We start from the raw sequence: 13417 nt of genomic DNA, 5'->3' as shown, positions 1-13417 counted from the left end.
CTTATCGGAGCGGGCGAACGCCGCTACCGAGAAACGCTTCTGGCGTCGATCCAAGGCAACGACGTATGGCTCTTCACGGCGATCACCCCGACGTGGGAGGACCGATACATTGCAGGAAGCACAGTCATCCCTCGTTTGAATGCCACCCGAATCAGTACCCGGATGGATTACGTGCTCGAGAAGGCCACGCAGGTCGCCGATGAGCATGGCGTCGCGGGTGTCATCACGTTCGATGAGATGTTCACACCTTTGACCGCACGAATCGCCGACGCGCTCCAGGTTCCAGGTTTCGGTGTCGATGCAGTCGAAAACTGTCGCGATAAGTTGATCTCCCGTCAGGTCCTCCGGCACGCAGGGCTCACGCAGCCCGTGTCCGAGTACGCCGCAACTGCATCTGATGCTCTCGCGATCTCCCACACGACCGGATTCCCTTTGGTCCTAAAGCCGCGCGGGATGGCGGGGAGCATCGGCGTTCTGCGGGTCGATACTCCTGAGGAGCTGTCCGACGCGTTCGAGGTGGTTCGGCGGGCGGCAGCAATGGGCGCCCAGCGTCATGGGACGGGTGCTCTTGTCGAGCAGATGGTCGTTGGTGAAGAGGTCAGCATTGACAGTGCGGTGCGCGGTGGAAAGGTAGATCCCCTCTTCGTCGCTCGGAAACGATTCGGGCCTGCGCCGTACTTCGAAGAGACCGGACAGACAATCGACGCGGAGGATCCGCTACTGACCGACCCGCAGATCGTCGAGGTACTCGAACGCGCCCACCTCGCACTCGGCGTCAACAACGGAGTGACACACACCGAGATCAAACTCAGCCCAGATGGTCCGGTCATCATTGAAGTCAACTCCCGACCTGGCGGGGATTTTGTTCCACACACGGCGGAACTCGCCACTGGCCTTGAAGTAGGAAACATCGCAGCTCAGATCGCGCTCGGAGGTATTCCCCGCACCCAACGCACACGCACCGCCGTCGCAGCGAACGCGGTGCTGTACCCGGAGACGTCTGGAACAGTTCGGCAAGTGAATGTGCCTGCGCCCCAGCCGGACCTGGGGGTGGTGGAGGCCGCGCCACTCGTCAGCGAGGGTGCGACCGTCCTGCTTCCTCCCGACGGGTACATGACCCGGTATGCATACGTGCTTGTCAGTGCTCCGACGCCGCGGGAATGTGCGACCAGACTCTCTGCTGCCGTCGAGGCGTGTGCTCTTGAGATGGAGCCGGCTTGAGCTTTGCCTCGCGGACGCATCCTTAACGACCAGCTATCGCTGCCTGATAGGCGATGACCACGACTCTCGGGATAGGGCCCCGAGCGTTCACCTGAAGGCCGTTCTCGGTTGCCCACTCGCGGATCTCCGCAAGCTCTGCCGCACGCCTCACCCTGGGCGACAACGGCGCTTGGGTAGAGGCATCCACCCTTGCAGCTGCAATCCAAGGGGCGATCGTTTCCCGGAGCTTTGCGGCGTTCGCTTCGGAAAGGTCGATCACGTACGGGACATCATCAAACCAGAATCTCAGGGTATGTTGGGCCGTGCTGCCATCGAGATCATCAATGAGTCGAACTTCGTTGCGCGTCGACACGTTTTCTCCTTTTTGCATTCTCACGCCACAACTACGCCCCCCAGGCTGCAACTCAAGAATAGATCCAAGCCAGCGGAGTGCGAAATGTTGGTCGACAGACGATGGACGAACATCCCTCCACCGCCCTGTTTCCTGCGCTGAAGCCGTCCTCGAACGGCGGGACACCAGGTTCGGGGTCAGCCCACGCAACCCGATGGCGCTCCTCGCCACGTCGGTATGGACACAGCCGGTGCGCTGCAGCTCGCCGACACTCTCACCGGGCCGAGCGGAAGCGAACCGATCGGCGCGAGCGAGATCGCCGCGCACGTCCGGCAGCTGCGCACCAACCCCGAAGCATGGCTGATCTCCGGCCACAACGCGGGCCACTTCTCGCTTGCGGGCGCACGCACATCCTGAAGCCCGGGATCCGCGGCCTCGATCGCGGCGACCTGAACGAGCACCTGTCACTCGCCACGGCCGCAACAGCTCGTGCTCGCCGCCGAGGCAATAATCGAGCGCTTCGAGGACATCTTCACAGGTTTGCCGAAAGTTGCTTGCATTTTTCCAGCAGAGTTCGAGCTTCGAACGCTCGGCCCCACCGTGGTTCTGCTTAGCATCCCACCCGGACCAGCCGCGCGACGCTCGCTCCCCGCTCTCGGGATCGATGCGCTCCAGCTCGATCATCGAAAACTCCACCTACGACGGAGACATCCATTCAGCGTCCGGCCTGAACGTTCGCGGAGCTCGCGCCTCGGCGCGTCGGCTGATCGACGCCGTCCTCAAGCGCACGGTCCGGCCAGTCCTCGAGCAATCATTGGCCACTCCCCGACCAGTTCGTGCGTCAGTCGCTCGAAGCAATCGCGGACCTCGTCGTCAACACCGATTCACCTTCGCTCCGGCTCGGATGCCGGGCATCCTCGCGGGCCCGCTCCCGACGCCTCGATCGTTCCCGAAACTCTCGCCCCACCCGCAGACTTCGCATGACGCCGTGATCGAAGCTGATCATTCCTCGCCGCCGCCATTCGATCGAGGCGTGGCCACGAAAGCCCGCCACAGCCCGGCGTCGCTCAATGAACTCAAGACCCCGAGGCAGAGGGGCAGGTAAGCCATCAGTGTCCGGGAGCAAGTGGGTGAAGAGTTCAGCGAACGTCGGGCCCGCCGAGGTACGCCGCCGAGTCTGGGCGATATAGATCGCTGCTGCCAACGCCCATAGCTCGGCGGTATCTTCGCCTGTGAAGCCCTCAAACACGTAGACCCATTCGGCGGGGGGTGAAGATTCGATCCCCCGCCACCAGATCGGGCACGACTCAGACATCTCACCATCACAATCGCGGTCGCCGGCGCGAGCCCGCCCCGTGAAGCGACCGACTGTCATCGGGATGGGCAGCACACGTACAGGGAACAGCATCGATCTGATGCGCAGGCTTGACGTCCATCAGCACTGTTGCTGGCTCGCCGCGTTCAGCGAGATCGGCGTTCAGTACCTCGAGATCCTCGCCCATCTCGGCGTTGCGCAGCGTGGTGTAGGTCGCCCGGACAGCGACGACTTGCAGGTCTTCGTCGTTCCATCTCACCAAGTCGCCGGGATGGACGATCATCGGTCTGGCCCGAATCGGACTACGGCGGACATGCTCAGCGGACGGCTGAGATCGCATCGAGCGATGTCGGACCATATGAGGGCGTATGCCGCTCCGAGTGCGCTGTTTGGCGCGTCGTCGAGGAGCGCGACGAGGTCGACGAGTCGAAGCGCACCGGAATCCGGTAGATCCCGGAGAGCCACGCCCTCGAGCCACTGCGGGTCGCGGTAACGCAACAGGAACCTCAGGTTCTGTTGCGTCGCTCCGGGTAGATCGTCGAACACGAGGTAGTCCCATCCCAGAGCGGCTGCCATTCGCCGAGTGAGCTCGAACTTCGCCGCATCCTCCGGTTCGATCTCTGACCTCTCCCTGACGTCGACGAGAAGAGCGGTTCCGTCCTTGCGGCGAACGAAGTAGTCGGGGGCATGTCGGCGCTTCGGGTTGCGCCAATGAATCCACATCGGCTGACTCGACACCGCCTCAGCACTCCGGGTTCGATCGAGACTCATCAAGAACGCCCGCTCCCAAAAAGACTCGAAGGGCACGTGCTGGCCCGTCGAGGCAAGCCAGAAGCGTCCCTCGACATTGCGCTTGTGGGGGTAGTCCGGAAATTTCCGGACTGGGGCCGTCTCCTCGAAGGCGATCGACCCGGCATCCGCTGGTGTCGCCTCCCGAGCGAACCCGTGAAGCGAGTATCGAATTGTGGCCGCCATGGCGTTCGTTCCATCGATCGCCTGAAGCCAGTTGGTGGTCAGCGTCATTGCGGACTCCGTTCGGCCCCGGTGTCCGTGGAGGGGTTCCGCGGTGCGGATCCTGACTTGTCCGGCAAGGTACTCCGCCGTTCGGCGCGGAACCGGCAACACGCCGCTGATCTACAACTCGGGTGCGAATCTACAACTCCCGTGCGACGTTCTACAGGTAGATGAGATTTCTACAGATCCGGTGAGACAGGACAACCGGCTCACGAGAAAAGATTCCGTGACCAAACCGTTGCATTCGTTACCTCGCCGTTATACAGTGATCACACGGTGAATGTTTGCTGTGGCACTCACCGCATGTGATTGCAGGACACTCTTGGTGCAAGGGACAAGGGCCGGTCGGGAGCCTCTCCGACCGGCCCTTTACTGTTCGCACTATTCTGTGAGGATGACCGATCGCAAGCTCGCCCTGGAGGCCTGGGAGAGCCTGTTCCGCGCGCAGCACGAACTGTTCACCGAGATGATGGCGGACTTCGAGCACGCCGAGCTGGCGCAGGCGGAGTATGACGTGTTGCTCACCGTGACGCGCTCCCCCCAGATGACCGCGCGACTGCGCGACGTCACCTCGAACATGCTGATCAGCCAGCCCAGCGTCTCCCGTCTGGTCGATCGCATGGTCAGCCGCGGCCTCATCTCGAAGTGCGCCGATCCCGACGACGGCCGCGGCGCACTGATCCGCGCGACGGATGCCGGGGCACGCTCGTTCCGCGCCCTCGCGACCGTGCACGGCCGATCGATCGCCGAACGGATGGCGACTCTCGACGACGACGAACTGCGCGCTCTGCGCGACCTCGCCGAGAAGCTCCGCCAGGGCTGACCCCCTCTTCCCTCGCTCGCTCGCGGCAGAGTCTGGCAGGGTGGAGCGTGAGGGCGCGCACCACGGCGCGCTCGCGACCGCCCCCTCGGGGGGAACCAGGGAGGTCATTCATGGAGATCGCCGGAGCTGTCGGCATCCTCATCATCGTCGGCATCGCGATCGTCGTCGCCGTCGTCCTACTGCTGATCCTGCTGCTGTTCGCACGCAGCTGGATCAAGGTGGCCCGAGCCGACGAGGCACTCGTCATCTCGGGACGCAAGCAGAAGGTGCAGACCGCGGTCATCGCGGCAGACGGGACGAGCCGGCCCGAGATGTCGGAGTCACCCGTCACGGTCATCGTGAACGGCAAGTCGCTGGTCAACCCGATCACGCAGCGCCACGAGATCATCTCGCTGCGTTCGCGTCAGGTGTCGCTGAACGCCGAGGCGCAGTCGCTCGACAGCGTCACGCTGAACGTCGACGGCGTCGCGATCGTCAAGATCGGCTCCGACCCCATTCTCGTGCGCCGCGCTGCCGAGCGATTCGCCTCGCAGGACAAGGCCATCGAGCAGTTCACTACCGAGCAGCTCGAGGGTGCCCTCCGCGGCATCGTCGCCACGCTCTCGGTCGTCGAGCTCATGCGTGAGCGTAAGAAGTTCTCCGACCAGATCGCCGCCGACGTCTCGCAGGAGCTCGCCGAACAGGGACTCATCCTCGACTCGTTCCAGATCAAGGGCATCACCGACAAGGTCGGCTACATCCAGTCGCTCGGTGCTCCCGAGATCCAGGCGAAGCGTCAGTCCGCGGAGATCTCGCAGACCAACGCCGACCGCGCGATCAACCAGAAGAACATCGCCAACAAGGAAGCCAACCTGATCGAGCAGACCGCGCTCGACACGAACACGGCCAACTCCGACTCCGGCATCGGCCGCGCCCGTGCCGAGGCCGAGCAGGCCGAAGCCCTCGCCCGAGCCCAGGCCGAGCAGGCCGTTCTGCAGCAGCAGGCCGAGAACAAGCAGGCTCAGCTCGACGCCGACGTCAAGCGCGTCGCCGACGCGCAGCGGTACGAGGCCGAGACCCGCGCACAGGCCGAGCTGTACACGCGCGAGCGCGCAGCCGAAGCCGCCGCGATCGAGCAGGTCAAGCAGGCAGAAGCGCGCACCCGCATCGCCGAGCAGCAGGCACAGGCCGACAAGGCCCGCGCCGACGGTGAGGCCGCGGCAGCCGTGGCGAAGGCCACCGGTGAGGCGAACGCGCTGCGCTCGCAGGCCGAAGCCGAGTCCGAGGCACGTCGTCTGCGCGCCAACGCCGAGGCCGATGCGATCCGCGCCGAAGGTGACGCGCGCGCTGCCGCCCTCGAGGCCGAAGCGAAGGCGATCGCGTCGAACCAAGAGGCATTCATGTCGCAGCGCGTGCTCGAGGTGCTGCCGTCGATCATGGCCGAGTTCGCCAAGGGCTATGCCGCGATCGGCAACGTGTCGATCATCGGCGGGTCCGGCGACGACGGCGCATCCCAGGTCGTGGGGGCCGACAGCGCGAAGGCACTGCGCTCGGTGTTCGACAGCGTGCACTCGGCGACAGGGCTCGACCTCGCCGGCATCATCCAGGGCCAGGCCATCGGCCGCGGTTTCGGTGCCGGAGTCGCCGAGGCTACCGCACCTGCTCCCGCGCAGACGCGTGTTCCGAACCCGACCACTCCGCCACCGCCCGCCGCGTCAGTCGCAGACGCGGAGTAGTCACACCGTCACGCAGAACAGCGGATGCCGCGGCCGATTCCGGTCGCGGCATCCGCTGTGCTGCGCGGTCAGCGTTCATAACTCCTCAAGAACTGGGCCCGAACGGTCGGATAGCCCTCGATCGACGGAACCTGCGCCGTCTTTGAGGAGTTGTGAACGACGCAGCGGCCGCACCGACCGGGCAGACTGGAGGAATGACGTCCGCCGCGTTCGACCTCGCCGCCATCGGCGCGGGACTCTCGTTCGCGGCAGCCCTCGACGAGCTGTCGACGACGCTCGACACGAGCACGTCAGCGGTGGTGAGCGCTCCTCCCGGAACCGGGAAGACCACGCTCGTGCCACCGCTGCTCGCCTCGCGTTCGAGGGGTCGGGTCATCGTCACGCAGCCGCGTCGCGTCGCCGCCCGTGCCGCAGCGCGCCGACTCGCGCAGCTCGACGGCTCACCCCTCGGCAGCCGCGTGGGATTCACCGTGCGCGGCGAGCGCGTCGTCGGCAAGGACACGAGGGTCGAGTTCGTCACGGCCGGGGTGCTGCTGCGGCGCCTGCTGGACGACCCGGATCTCACCGGCGTGGATGCCGTGATCATCGACGAGGTGCACGAGCGAGCGCTCGAGACCGATCTGCTGATCGGCCTGCTCTCGGAGGTGCGGGAGCTGCGAGACGACCTGGTGCTCATCGCCATGTCGGCGACCCTCGATGCCGCACGGATCGCCACCGTCATCGGCACGGACGGCCAGCCCGCGCCGATCGTCGACCATGACGTGCCCGCCTTCCCGCTCATGGAGCGCTGGGCGCCCAGCCCCACCCCGCGCCTCGACGAGCGCGGAGTCACCTGGGGATTCCTCGATCATGTCGCCCACACCGCGGCATCCGCCGCCACCGACCTCATGCGCGACGACCCCGCCGCCGACGTGCTCGTCTTCGCGCCGGGCGCACGCGAGGTATCGGAGATCGCGCGCCGCATCCGCGCAGCGACCCGCTCCTTCGATGTGCGGGAGCTGCACGGCCAGATGCCGGCGGCCGAGCAGGATGCCGTGATCCGCGGCCGCCTCCCACAGGAGCCACCGCGCATCATCGTCTCGACCTCGCTCGCCGAGTCGTCGCTCACGGTGCCCGGCGTGCGGCTGATCGTGGACACATGCCTGGCGCGGGCTCCACAGCGTGATGCTGCGCGAGGTATGACAGGGCTGGTGACCACGGCGGCCTCACGTTCCTCGTGCGTGCAGCGCGCCGGCCGTGCCACCCGCCAGGGCCCGGGCACCGTCGTCCGCTGCGTCGATGAACGCACCTACGCCGCCGCCCCCACCCGCCCGACGCCCGAGATCGCATCGAGCGACCTCGCCGATGCGGCCCTGCTGCTGGCCTGCTGGGGCGCACCGGGCGGCATCGGCCTGCGGCTGATCGACGCCCTTCCCGCCGACAGCCTTGCGGACGCCACCGCGGTGCTGCGCGGCCTCGGCGCGATCGACGACGAGGGTCGTGCGACCGAAGAGGGTCGCGCTCTGGCCCGCATCCCGACCGACCCGCGCCTCGCCCGCGCCCTGCGCGACGGCAGTCCTGTGGTGGGCGCTCGACTGGCCGCCGAGGTCGTCGCAGTACTGGGCGGTGATGTGCGCGCCGCAGACTCCGATGTCGCACAGACGCTGATCGCCCTGCGGGGCGGCCGTACACCGGAGGCACGCCGGTGGCGGAGCGACGCGGACCGCCTCGAACGCCTGACGACGCCGACTCCGGGCGTGCGCTCGGATCTCGACGGCGTCGGCCTGGTGATCGCCCTGGCCTTCCCGGATCGGGTCGCCCGCCGCGTCGACCGCAGTGCCGGCGGGGCCACCTTCCTGCTCGCCTCCGGAACCCGCGCGGGGGTGACCGGCGCACTCGCAGCGGTCGAGTGGCTGGCGATCGCCGATGTCGCGCGAGCGTCCGGGCGAGCGGCCGCCGGATCGGGCGCGATCGTGCGGTCGGCAGCGACGCTCTCCGAGGAGCAGATGGAGCGGGCGGCGAGTCACCTGATCACCGACCGCGTCGAGGCCGAGTTCGTCGGAGGCCGCGTGCAGGCTCGACGCGAGCGGCGCGTGGGCGCGATCCTGCGCTCGTCGGCACCGGTGCGCGCGTCGGCCGACGAGGGGCGCGACGCCGTGCGCCGCACACTCCGGCGCGACGGGCTGGGGCTGTTCCCGTGGTCGGCGGCGGCGTCCGAACTGAGGAGCCGCCTGGCCCTGCTGCGCCGCGAACTCGGGACGCCCTGGCCGGACGTGTCTGATGAGGGCCTCCTCGCGACCCTCGATGCGTGGCTCGCGCCGGAGCTCGACTCTCTGGCGGCCGGCACCCCGGCGGCGCGGCTGGATCTGACCTCGGCGCTACGCCGACTGCTGCCATGGCCCGAGGCGGGGCGGCTCGAGGAACTCGTGCCGGAGCGCCTCGAGGTGCCCAGCGGATCCCGCATCCGCATCGCCTACCCCGCTTTCGATGATCCGGATGCACCGCCCGTCGTCGCGGTGAAGCTGCAGGAGTGCTTCGGCTGGGCGCAGACGCCGCGCCTCGTCGACGGTCGCGTGCCCGTGCTCTTCCACCTGCTCTCCCCCGGCGGGCGTCCGGTCGCCGTGACCGATGACCTCACCTCGTTCTGGTCGGGCCCGTACGCCCAGGTGCGCGCCGAGATGCGCGGGCGCTACCCGAAGCATCCCTGGCCGGAGGACCCCTGGGCTGCCGTTCCGACCAGGCACACCAAGAACCGCGCCGCCCGCTAGACCGCGGCCAGAGAGACCGCGTCGCCCGAGAGACCGAGCCGGCGCCTCAGCGGGTGCGGCGGCGCAGTGTCAGCGCTGCGAGGATGAGCGCGCCCACCGCGAAGGCGACGACGACGAGCAGCGGACCGAACACGTCCCACCCCTCATCACCCGCGGCGACCGCATTGATCGTGTCGATCGCATAGCTCAGCGGCAGCCAATCGGAGATGGCGTGGAGCACGTCGGGCATCTGATCGCGGGGCATGAAGAGACCGCCGAGGATGATCTGCGGGAACACGAGCAGGGGCATGAACTGCACGGCCTGGAACTCGGTCTGGGCGAAAGCGCTCGCCAGCAGTCCGAGAGCCGTGCCGAGCAGCGCGTCGACGACCGCGACCAGCCCGAGCTGCCACAGCGGTCCGTCGACATCGAGACCGCACACGCCCACCGCGAACGACACCGTGATCACGGCCTGCAGCAGCGCCATCAGCCCGAAGGCGAGCGCGTAGCCGAGGATGAAGTCGGCCTTGCCGAGCGGGGTGGTCATGAGTCGCTCGAGCGTGCCGGAGCGCCGCTCACGCAGCGTCGTGATCGAGGTGATCAGGAACATCACGATGAACGGGAAGAGCGCCAGAATCGCTCCGCCGAACTGATCGAACACGCCCTTCTGATCGCTGAACAGCCAGGCGAACAGCCCGACGAGCAGGCTGGGCGCGATGAGCATGAGCACGATCGAGCGGGGGTCGTGGCGCAGCTGAGTCAGGACGCGGCCGGCGGTCGCGAACGTCCGCAGCCCGTTCACGAGGCCGCCTCCTCGTCGTCGCGCCGCGCCTCTCGACGGGATCGCCTCGTGTCGGGGGAGAGAGACCGATCCCGTTCGATCAAGGCCAGGAACGCGGCCTCGGGATCGTCGGTTCCGGTGTCGGCCAGCAGCGCGCGCGGCGTGGTGTCGGCGATGATCCTGCCTTCACGCAGAAGCAGCAGTCGGTCGCAGCGGAGGGCTTCGTCCATCACATGACTCGAGACGATGAGGGTGACGCCGCGGTCGGCGAGACCGCGGAAAAGCTCCCACAGCTCGGACCGCAGCAGCGGGTCGAGACCGACGGTCGGCTCGTCCAGCACCACGAGCTCGGGCGATCCGATCAGCGCCATCGCGAGCGAGACCCGCGTCGACTGCCCGCCGCTGAGGGAGTCGACGAGCTGGCCGGACTGGGGGCCGAGGCCGACGTCGGCGATGACCCGGTCGACGTCGCCGTTCGGCGCCTTCAGCAGCGCCGCGAAGTACGACAGGTTCTGCCGCACGGTCAGGTCGCCGTACACCGCGGCGCCCTGGGTGCCGTAGGCCACACGGTGCCGCAGCTGCCGCGAACCGCCGGGCTCACCGAGCACCGTCACGTGGCCGGATGCGATGCGCTGCACGCCGACGATCGAGCGCATGAGCGTGGTCTTGCCGCATCCGGAGGGTCCGAGCAACCCGGTGATCTGCCCCCGCGGGATCGCGAGGTCGATCCCGTCGAACACCGGTGTCTTCCCGCGCTGCACACGCAGCTGAGACACCTCGACCGCGAGATTATTCATCATGCGATGAATTATGCGCCGACGAGGTGGCGCCGTCAACAGGACGATGACGCGCGCACTCCGGCCTCCCCCGAGCGCGCGCGTCGACCTACCTCGGCACCACGTCGTAGGTGATGCGCACGAGGCCATCCCCACCCGTGGAGTGATGCCCGCGCAGGGTGAGCAGAACGTCGCGATCGAGGTCGCCGAAGAGCCGGCTCCCACGTCCGAGCAGGATGGGAGCGATCGAGACGGTGATCTCATCGATGAGCCCTGCGGCGAGGAAGGACTGGATGGTGCGCCCGCCATCGACGTAGACGCGCTTCGCCTCGACCTCCGCGAGGATGGCGCTGACCTCGTCGACCGAGCGGGCGATCCGGGCATGCTCGCTCTCGGTGAGAGTCGTGCTGAGCACCACGACGGTCGCTCCATCGAAGGGCCACTCATCGAAGCCCGACACCGTGTCGTAGGTGGTGCGCCCCATGACGAGCGCGTCGACCGTCGGGAAGAAGGTCTCCCAGATCAGCCCCGGGTGCGCTCCCTCTTCGGCGATGTGCGCTCGGTGCTCCGGTTCCGTGAGCCAGGAGAGGTCGCCATCGGGTTTGGCGATGTAGCCGTCGAGGCTCGTTCCGATGAAGACGCATCCGCGCCAGGAGCGATCGAGGTTCATGTCCAGCCTTTCACGAGGGTGTCGATGGTGGATTCCGGCGAGGTGGGATCGAGCGAGACCGCCTGCCGGTACAGACTTCCGTGCAGGGCGTCGAGCATCAGCAGAGACGCGGCACGGAGATCGACGTCGGCGCGGAGCGACAGGTGTGCGAGCAGTGACTCGAGATAGTGAGCCTGTCGGGTCCACCCCTCTCGGAGCAGCTCTGCCGCCTCAGGCGACCACAGATCACGCATCAGCTCACCGAGCCCCGCGATCGCCGCAGAAGACGAGGCCGTCGCGAAGTGCGCGTGCCCGTACGAGTGGAGCTCATCCCGCGCACGCTCCGGGTCGATCGGCGCGCGAGGGATGCCGTCGATCCATCGCCGCGAGAGGGCGAGGAGCAGGCGCTCTTTCGATCCGAACCGCTTGATCAGACCCGCGGCGCTGATCCCCGCCGCCGGCGCGATCTCATCGAGCTTCCAGGGTTCGGTCGACGTGCGCTGAGCGAGGGCTGCAACTATGCGATCCAGCAGCTCAGCGTCGGAGGAGCGAGGGGGACGAGCCATTCCATTAGTAAATCATAACTGATTAATGGGATGTGACTCCGTCGAAGAGGTAGCGCTGCAGCGTGGGGCCGACGCGCGCCACGAGTTCGTCGACCGTGGCATCGGCGAGCGGAGGGAGACGCAGCACATACCGGGTGATCAGCATGCCGGCGATCTGCGAGGCGACGAGCGACGCCCGCAACTCGGCGTCGTCAGCGTCGAGACTGCGCGCCACCCGCGAAAGGAGTTCGCGCGAGAGGAATCCCGCCAGCAGCGGAGTCGTGAGTTTGCTGCCGAGCGCCGTGCGCAGCAGCATGACGCCGCGCCGGCGCACATCCGGCTGCTCGAACGCCTGCAGCACGTAACGGATGAGCCGCTCCCCCACCTCGTCGCGCGGGCCTGCGAGGATGCCGGGCACATCGATGTCGGGTCGCAACGGGATGCCGACAGCCTCGGCGAAGAGGTCGGCCTTGGTGCCGAAGTAATGGTGGACGAGCGCCGAGTCCACCTCTGCTCGCGCGGCGATCAGCCGGATCGTCGCACCGTCGTACCCCTGCTCGCCGAACTCTTCGACGGCAGCCGCGATGATCCGCGCCCGAGTATCGGAGACACCTTTCGGACGGCCGCGCCGCCGGAGGGGCTTCTGCTCGGTCATGCCCGCCAGCCTACGACCTCCCCCACGCCCGAGCTCCGGCGCTAGTCCAACAGGTGGCGCAGGTAGCGCGGCGGGGAGCCGAGGAACGATCTCCAGTGGTTGACGAGTTCGAGATCGTTCCACTCGGCGGGTCGAATGCCCCAGTCGCCGACCTCGAGGATGCGGGCGCCTGGAAGCGCAGCCAGCACGGGCGAGTGCGTGGCGCAGAGCACTTGACCGCCCTCGTCGACAATGCGCTGGAGCACCGCGATCAACGACAGGGTCGACGAGAACGACAGGGCGGCCTCGGGCTCGTCGAGGCAGTAGAAACCCGGCTCATCGAAGCGACTCTCCAGCAGCGCCAGGAATGATTCGCCGTGGCTCATCTCGTGGAAGGCGACGTCTCCCCTCGCCGAGGGATTCTCTTCGAGGTAGGTGTAGAACGAGTGCATCGTCTCGGCGCGGAGGAAGAACCCCCACCGGTTCGCCCCCACGCCACGCTGCAGCTGCAGCCAGTCCGAGAGCGGCGACTCGGTCGGGCGCGTGCGATGCTGCGCGTTGCGCGAGCCACCCTCCGGCGACAGCCCGTAGGCGATCGCGATCCCTTCGACGATGGTCGACTTGCCGCTGCCGTTCTCGCCGACGAGGAAGGTCACGCCGGGGTCGAGATCGATGCCCTCGCGCAGCACCTGCGCCACGGCTGGGATGTTCGCGGGCCAGCGACGGCTGGGGGCCGGCGCATCCGACGTCGGGCGCACGGCGACCACCGGCTGCTGGCGCCGACGCCTGCTGTTCGGGTCCCAGAACGGATCCATCGGTTCACTCCCTGCGTCGGCATCCCGTGGAGACTACCGGCGGCCGCCGACACGCGCCCGACACAAGCGCAC

Annotated in this window: 14 protein-coding genes; 5 read left to right on the top strand and 9 right to left on the bottom strand. The window is 67.5% G+C overall.

Going from position 1 to position 13417, the window contains the following annotated elements; translation table 11 throughout:
- Window positions 1–162 precede the first annotated feature (162 nt).
- Window positions 163–1221, top strand: a complete 1059-nt coding sequence (locus P0Y60_05015; protein WEK62118.1) for an ATP-grasp domain-containing protein — start codon at window positions 163–165, stop codon at window positions 1219–1221.
- Window positions 1222–1243: 22 nt separating this feature from the next.
- Here P0Y60_05015 and P0Y60_05010 read toward each other — a convergent pair whose 3' ends face one another.
- The gene (locus P0Y60_05010; GenBank protein ID WEK62117.1) at window positions 1244–1573 is read right to left on the bottom strand and encodes an Lsr2 family protein; all 330 of its coding nucleotides are present in this window, start codon (window positions 1571–1573) and stop codon (window positions 1244–1246) included.
- A gap of 216 nt (window positions 1574–1789) precedes the next feature.
- On the opposite strand from P0Y60_05010, the gene P0Y60_05005 reads away from it, so the two are divergent.
- The gene (locus P0Y60_05005) at window positions 1790–1969 is read left to right on the top strand and encodes a hypothetical protein (protein ID WEK62116.1); all 180 of its coding nucleotides are present in this window, start codon (window positions 1790–1792) and stop codon (window positions 1967–1969) included.
- 905 nt (window positions 1970–2874) lie between these two features.
- Here the strand turns inward: P0Y60_05005 and P0Y60_05000 are convergent.
- Both P0Y60_05000 and P0Y60_04995 read right to left on the bottom strand, forming a co-directional pair.
- Window positions 2875–3150 carry a hypothetical protein gene (locus P0Y60_05000; GenBank protein WEK62115.1) on the bottom strand — a complete coding sequence of 92 codons (276 nt, stop codon included), beginning with the start codon at window positions 3148–3150 and terminating at the stop codon, window positions 2875–2877.
- Window positions 3147–3890 carry a TnsA-like heteromeric transposase endonuclease subunit gene (locus P0Y60_04995; GenBank protein WEK62114.1) on the bottom strand — a complete coding sequence of 248 codons (744 nt, stop codon included), beginning with the start codon at window positions 3888–3890 and terminating at the stop codon, window positions 3147–3149. Before P0Y60_04995 ends, P0Y60_05000 begins: the two co-directional genes overlap by 4 nt.
- Window positions 3891–4275: 385 nt before the next feature.
- Here P0Y60_04995 and P0Y60_04990 point away from each other — a divergent pair, with 385 nt between their 5' ends.
- The 3 genes from P0Y60_04990 to hrpB all read left to right on the top strand — a co-directional run bounded on the left by P0Y60_04990 (window position 4276) and on the right by hrpB (window position 9166).
- Complete coding sequence (locus P0Y60_04990) at window positions 4276–4704, top strand: MarR family transcriptional regulator (protein ID WEK62113.1); 429 nt, start codon at window positions 4276–4278, stop codon at window positions 4702–4704.
- Window positions 4705–4814: 110 nt separating this feature from the next.
- Window positions 4815–6419, top strand: a complete 1605-nt coding sequence (locus P0Y60_04985) for an SPFH domain-containing protein (GenBank protein ID WEK62112.1) — start codon at window positions 4815–4817, stop codon at window positions 6417–6419.
- 194 nt (window positions 6420–6613) lie between these two features.
- A complete protein-coding gene (gene hrpB, locus P0Y60_04980) occupies window positions 6614–9166 on the top strand; it encodes an ATP-dependent helicase HrpB (protein ID WEK62111.1) in 2553 nt (850 codons plus the stop codon).
- Window positions 9167–9212: 46 nt separating this feature from the next.
- Here hrpB and P0Y60_04975 read toward each other — a convergent pair whose 3' ends face one another.
- The 6 genes from P0Y60_04975 to P0Y60_04950 form a co-directional block, all read right to left on the bottom strand.
- Window positions 9213–9947 (bottom strand): ABC transporter permease, encoded by a 735-nt coding sequence (locus tag P0Y60_04975; GenBank protein ID WEK62110.1) that lies wholly within the window; start codon window positions 9945–9947, stop codon window positions 9213–9215.
- A complete protein-coding gene (locus P0Y60_04970) occupies window positions 9944–10726 on the bottom strand; it encodes an ABC transporter ATP-binding protein (protein ID WEK62109.1) in 783 nt (260 codons plus the stop codon). The genes P0Y60_04975 and P0Y60_04970 overlap by 4 nt, the downstream gene beginning before the upstream one ends.
- Before the next feature lie 85 nt (window positions 10727–10811).
- Window positions 10812–11372, bottom strand: a complete 561-nt coding sequence (locus tag P0Y60_04965; protein ID WEK62108.1) for a dihydrofolate reductase family protein — start codon at window positions 11370–11372, stop codon at window positions 10812–10814.
- Window positions 11369–11917: a TetR family transcriptional regulator gene (locus P0Y60_04960; GenBank protein WEK62107.1), complete on the bottom strand. Its 549-nt coding sequence runs from the start codon at window positions 11915–11917 to the stop codon at window positions 11369–11371. Before P0Y60_04960 ends, P0Y60_04965 begins: the two co-directional genes overlap by 4 nt.
- 22 nt (window positions 11918–11939) lie before the next feature.
- A complete protein-coding gene (locus tag P0Y60_04955) occupies window positions 11940–12551 on the bottom strand; it encodes a TetR family transcriptional regulator (GenBank protein WEK62106.1) in 612 nt (203 codons plus the stop codon).
- A gap of 41 nt (window positions 12552–12592) precedes the next feature.
- A complete protein-coding gene (locus P0Y60_04950; protein ID WEK62105.1) occupies window positions 12593–13345 on the bottom strand; it encodes an AAA family ATPase in 753 nt (250 codons plus the stop codon).
- Window positions 13346–13417: the final 72 nt, after the last annotated feature.

The organism is Candidatus Microbacterium colombiense (assembly GCA_029203165.1).
In the GTDB taxonomy this organism is placed as follows: domain Bacteria; phylum Actinomycetota; class Actinomycetes; order Actinomycetales; family Microbacteriaceae; genus Microbacterium; species Microbacterium colombiense.
The sequence above is the reverse complement of the archived record's forward strand: the minus strand, read 5'-3'. Positions and strand labels throughout refer to the sequence as shown.

Excerpts from the sequence above, each read along its gene's own strand:
- P0Y60_04955 (WEK62106.1), bottom strand. The coding sequence starts at position 12,551 with ATGACCGAGCAGAAGCCCCTCCGGCGGCGCGGCCGTCCGAAAGGTGTC.
- hrpB (WEK62111.1), top strand. The coding sequence starts at position 6,614 with ATGACGTCCGCCGCGTTCGACCTCGCCGCCATCGGCGCGGGACTCTCG.
- P0Y60_05000 (WEK62115.1), bottom strand. The coding sequence starts at position 3,150 with ATGATCGTCCATCCCGGCGACTTGGTGAGATGGAACGACGAAGACCTG.
- P0Y60_04985 (WEK62112.1), top strand. The coding sequence starts at position 4,815 with ATGGAGATCGCCGGAGCTGTCGGCATCCTCATCATCGTCGGCATCGCG.
- P0Y60_04950 (WEK62105.1), bottom strand. The coding sequence starts at position 13,345 with ATGGATCCGTTCTGGGACCCGAACAGCAGGCGTCGGCGCCAGCAGCCG.
- P0Y60_04995 (WEK62114.1), bottom strand. The coding sequence starts at position 3,890 with ATGACGCTGACCACCAACTGGCTTCAGGCGATCGATGGAACGAACGCC.
- P0Y60_04965 (WEK62108.1), bottom strand. The coding sequence starts at position 11,372 with ATGAACCTCGATCGCTCCTGGCGCGGATGCGTCTTCATCGGAACGAGC.
- P0Y60_05005 (WEK62116.1), top strand. The coding sequence starts at position 1,790 with ATGGACACAGCCGGTGCGCTGCAGCTCGCCGACACTCTCACCGGGCCG.
- P0Y60_05015 (WEK62118.1), top strand. The coding sequence starts at position 163 with ATGGATTACGTGCTCGAGAAGGCCACGCAGGTCGCCGATGAGCATGGC.
- P0Y60_04990 (WEK62113.1), top strand. The coding sequence starts at position 4,276 with ATGACCGATCGCAAGCTCGCCCTGGAGGCCTGGGAGAGCCTGTTCCGC.
- P0Y60_04960 (WEK62107.1), bottom strand. The coding sequence starts at position 11,917 with ATGGCTCGTCCCCCTCGCTCCTCCGACGCTGAGCTGCTGGATCGCATA.
- P0Y60_04970 (WEK62109.1), bottom strand. The coding sequence starts at position 10,726 with ATGATGAATAATCTCGCGGTCGAGGTGTCTCAGCTGCGTGTGCAGCGC.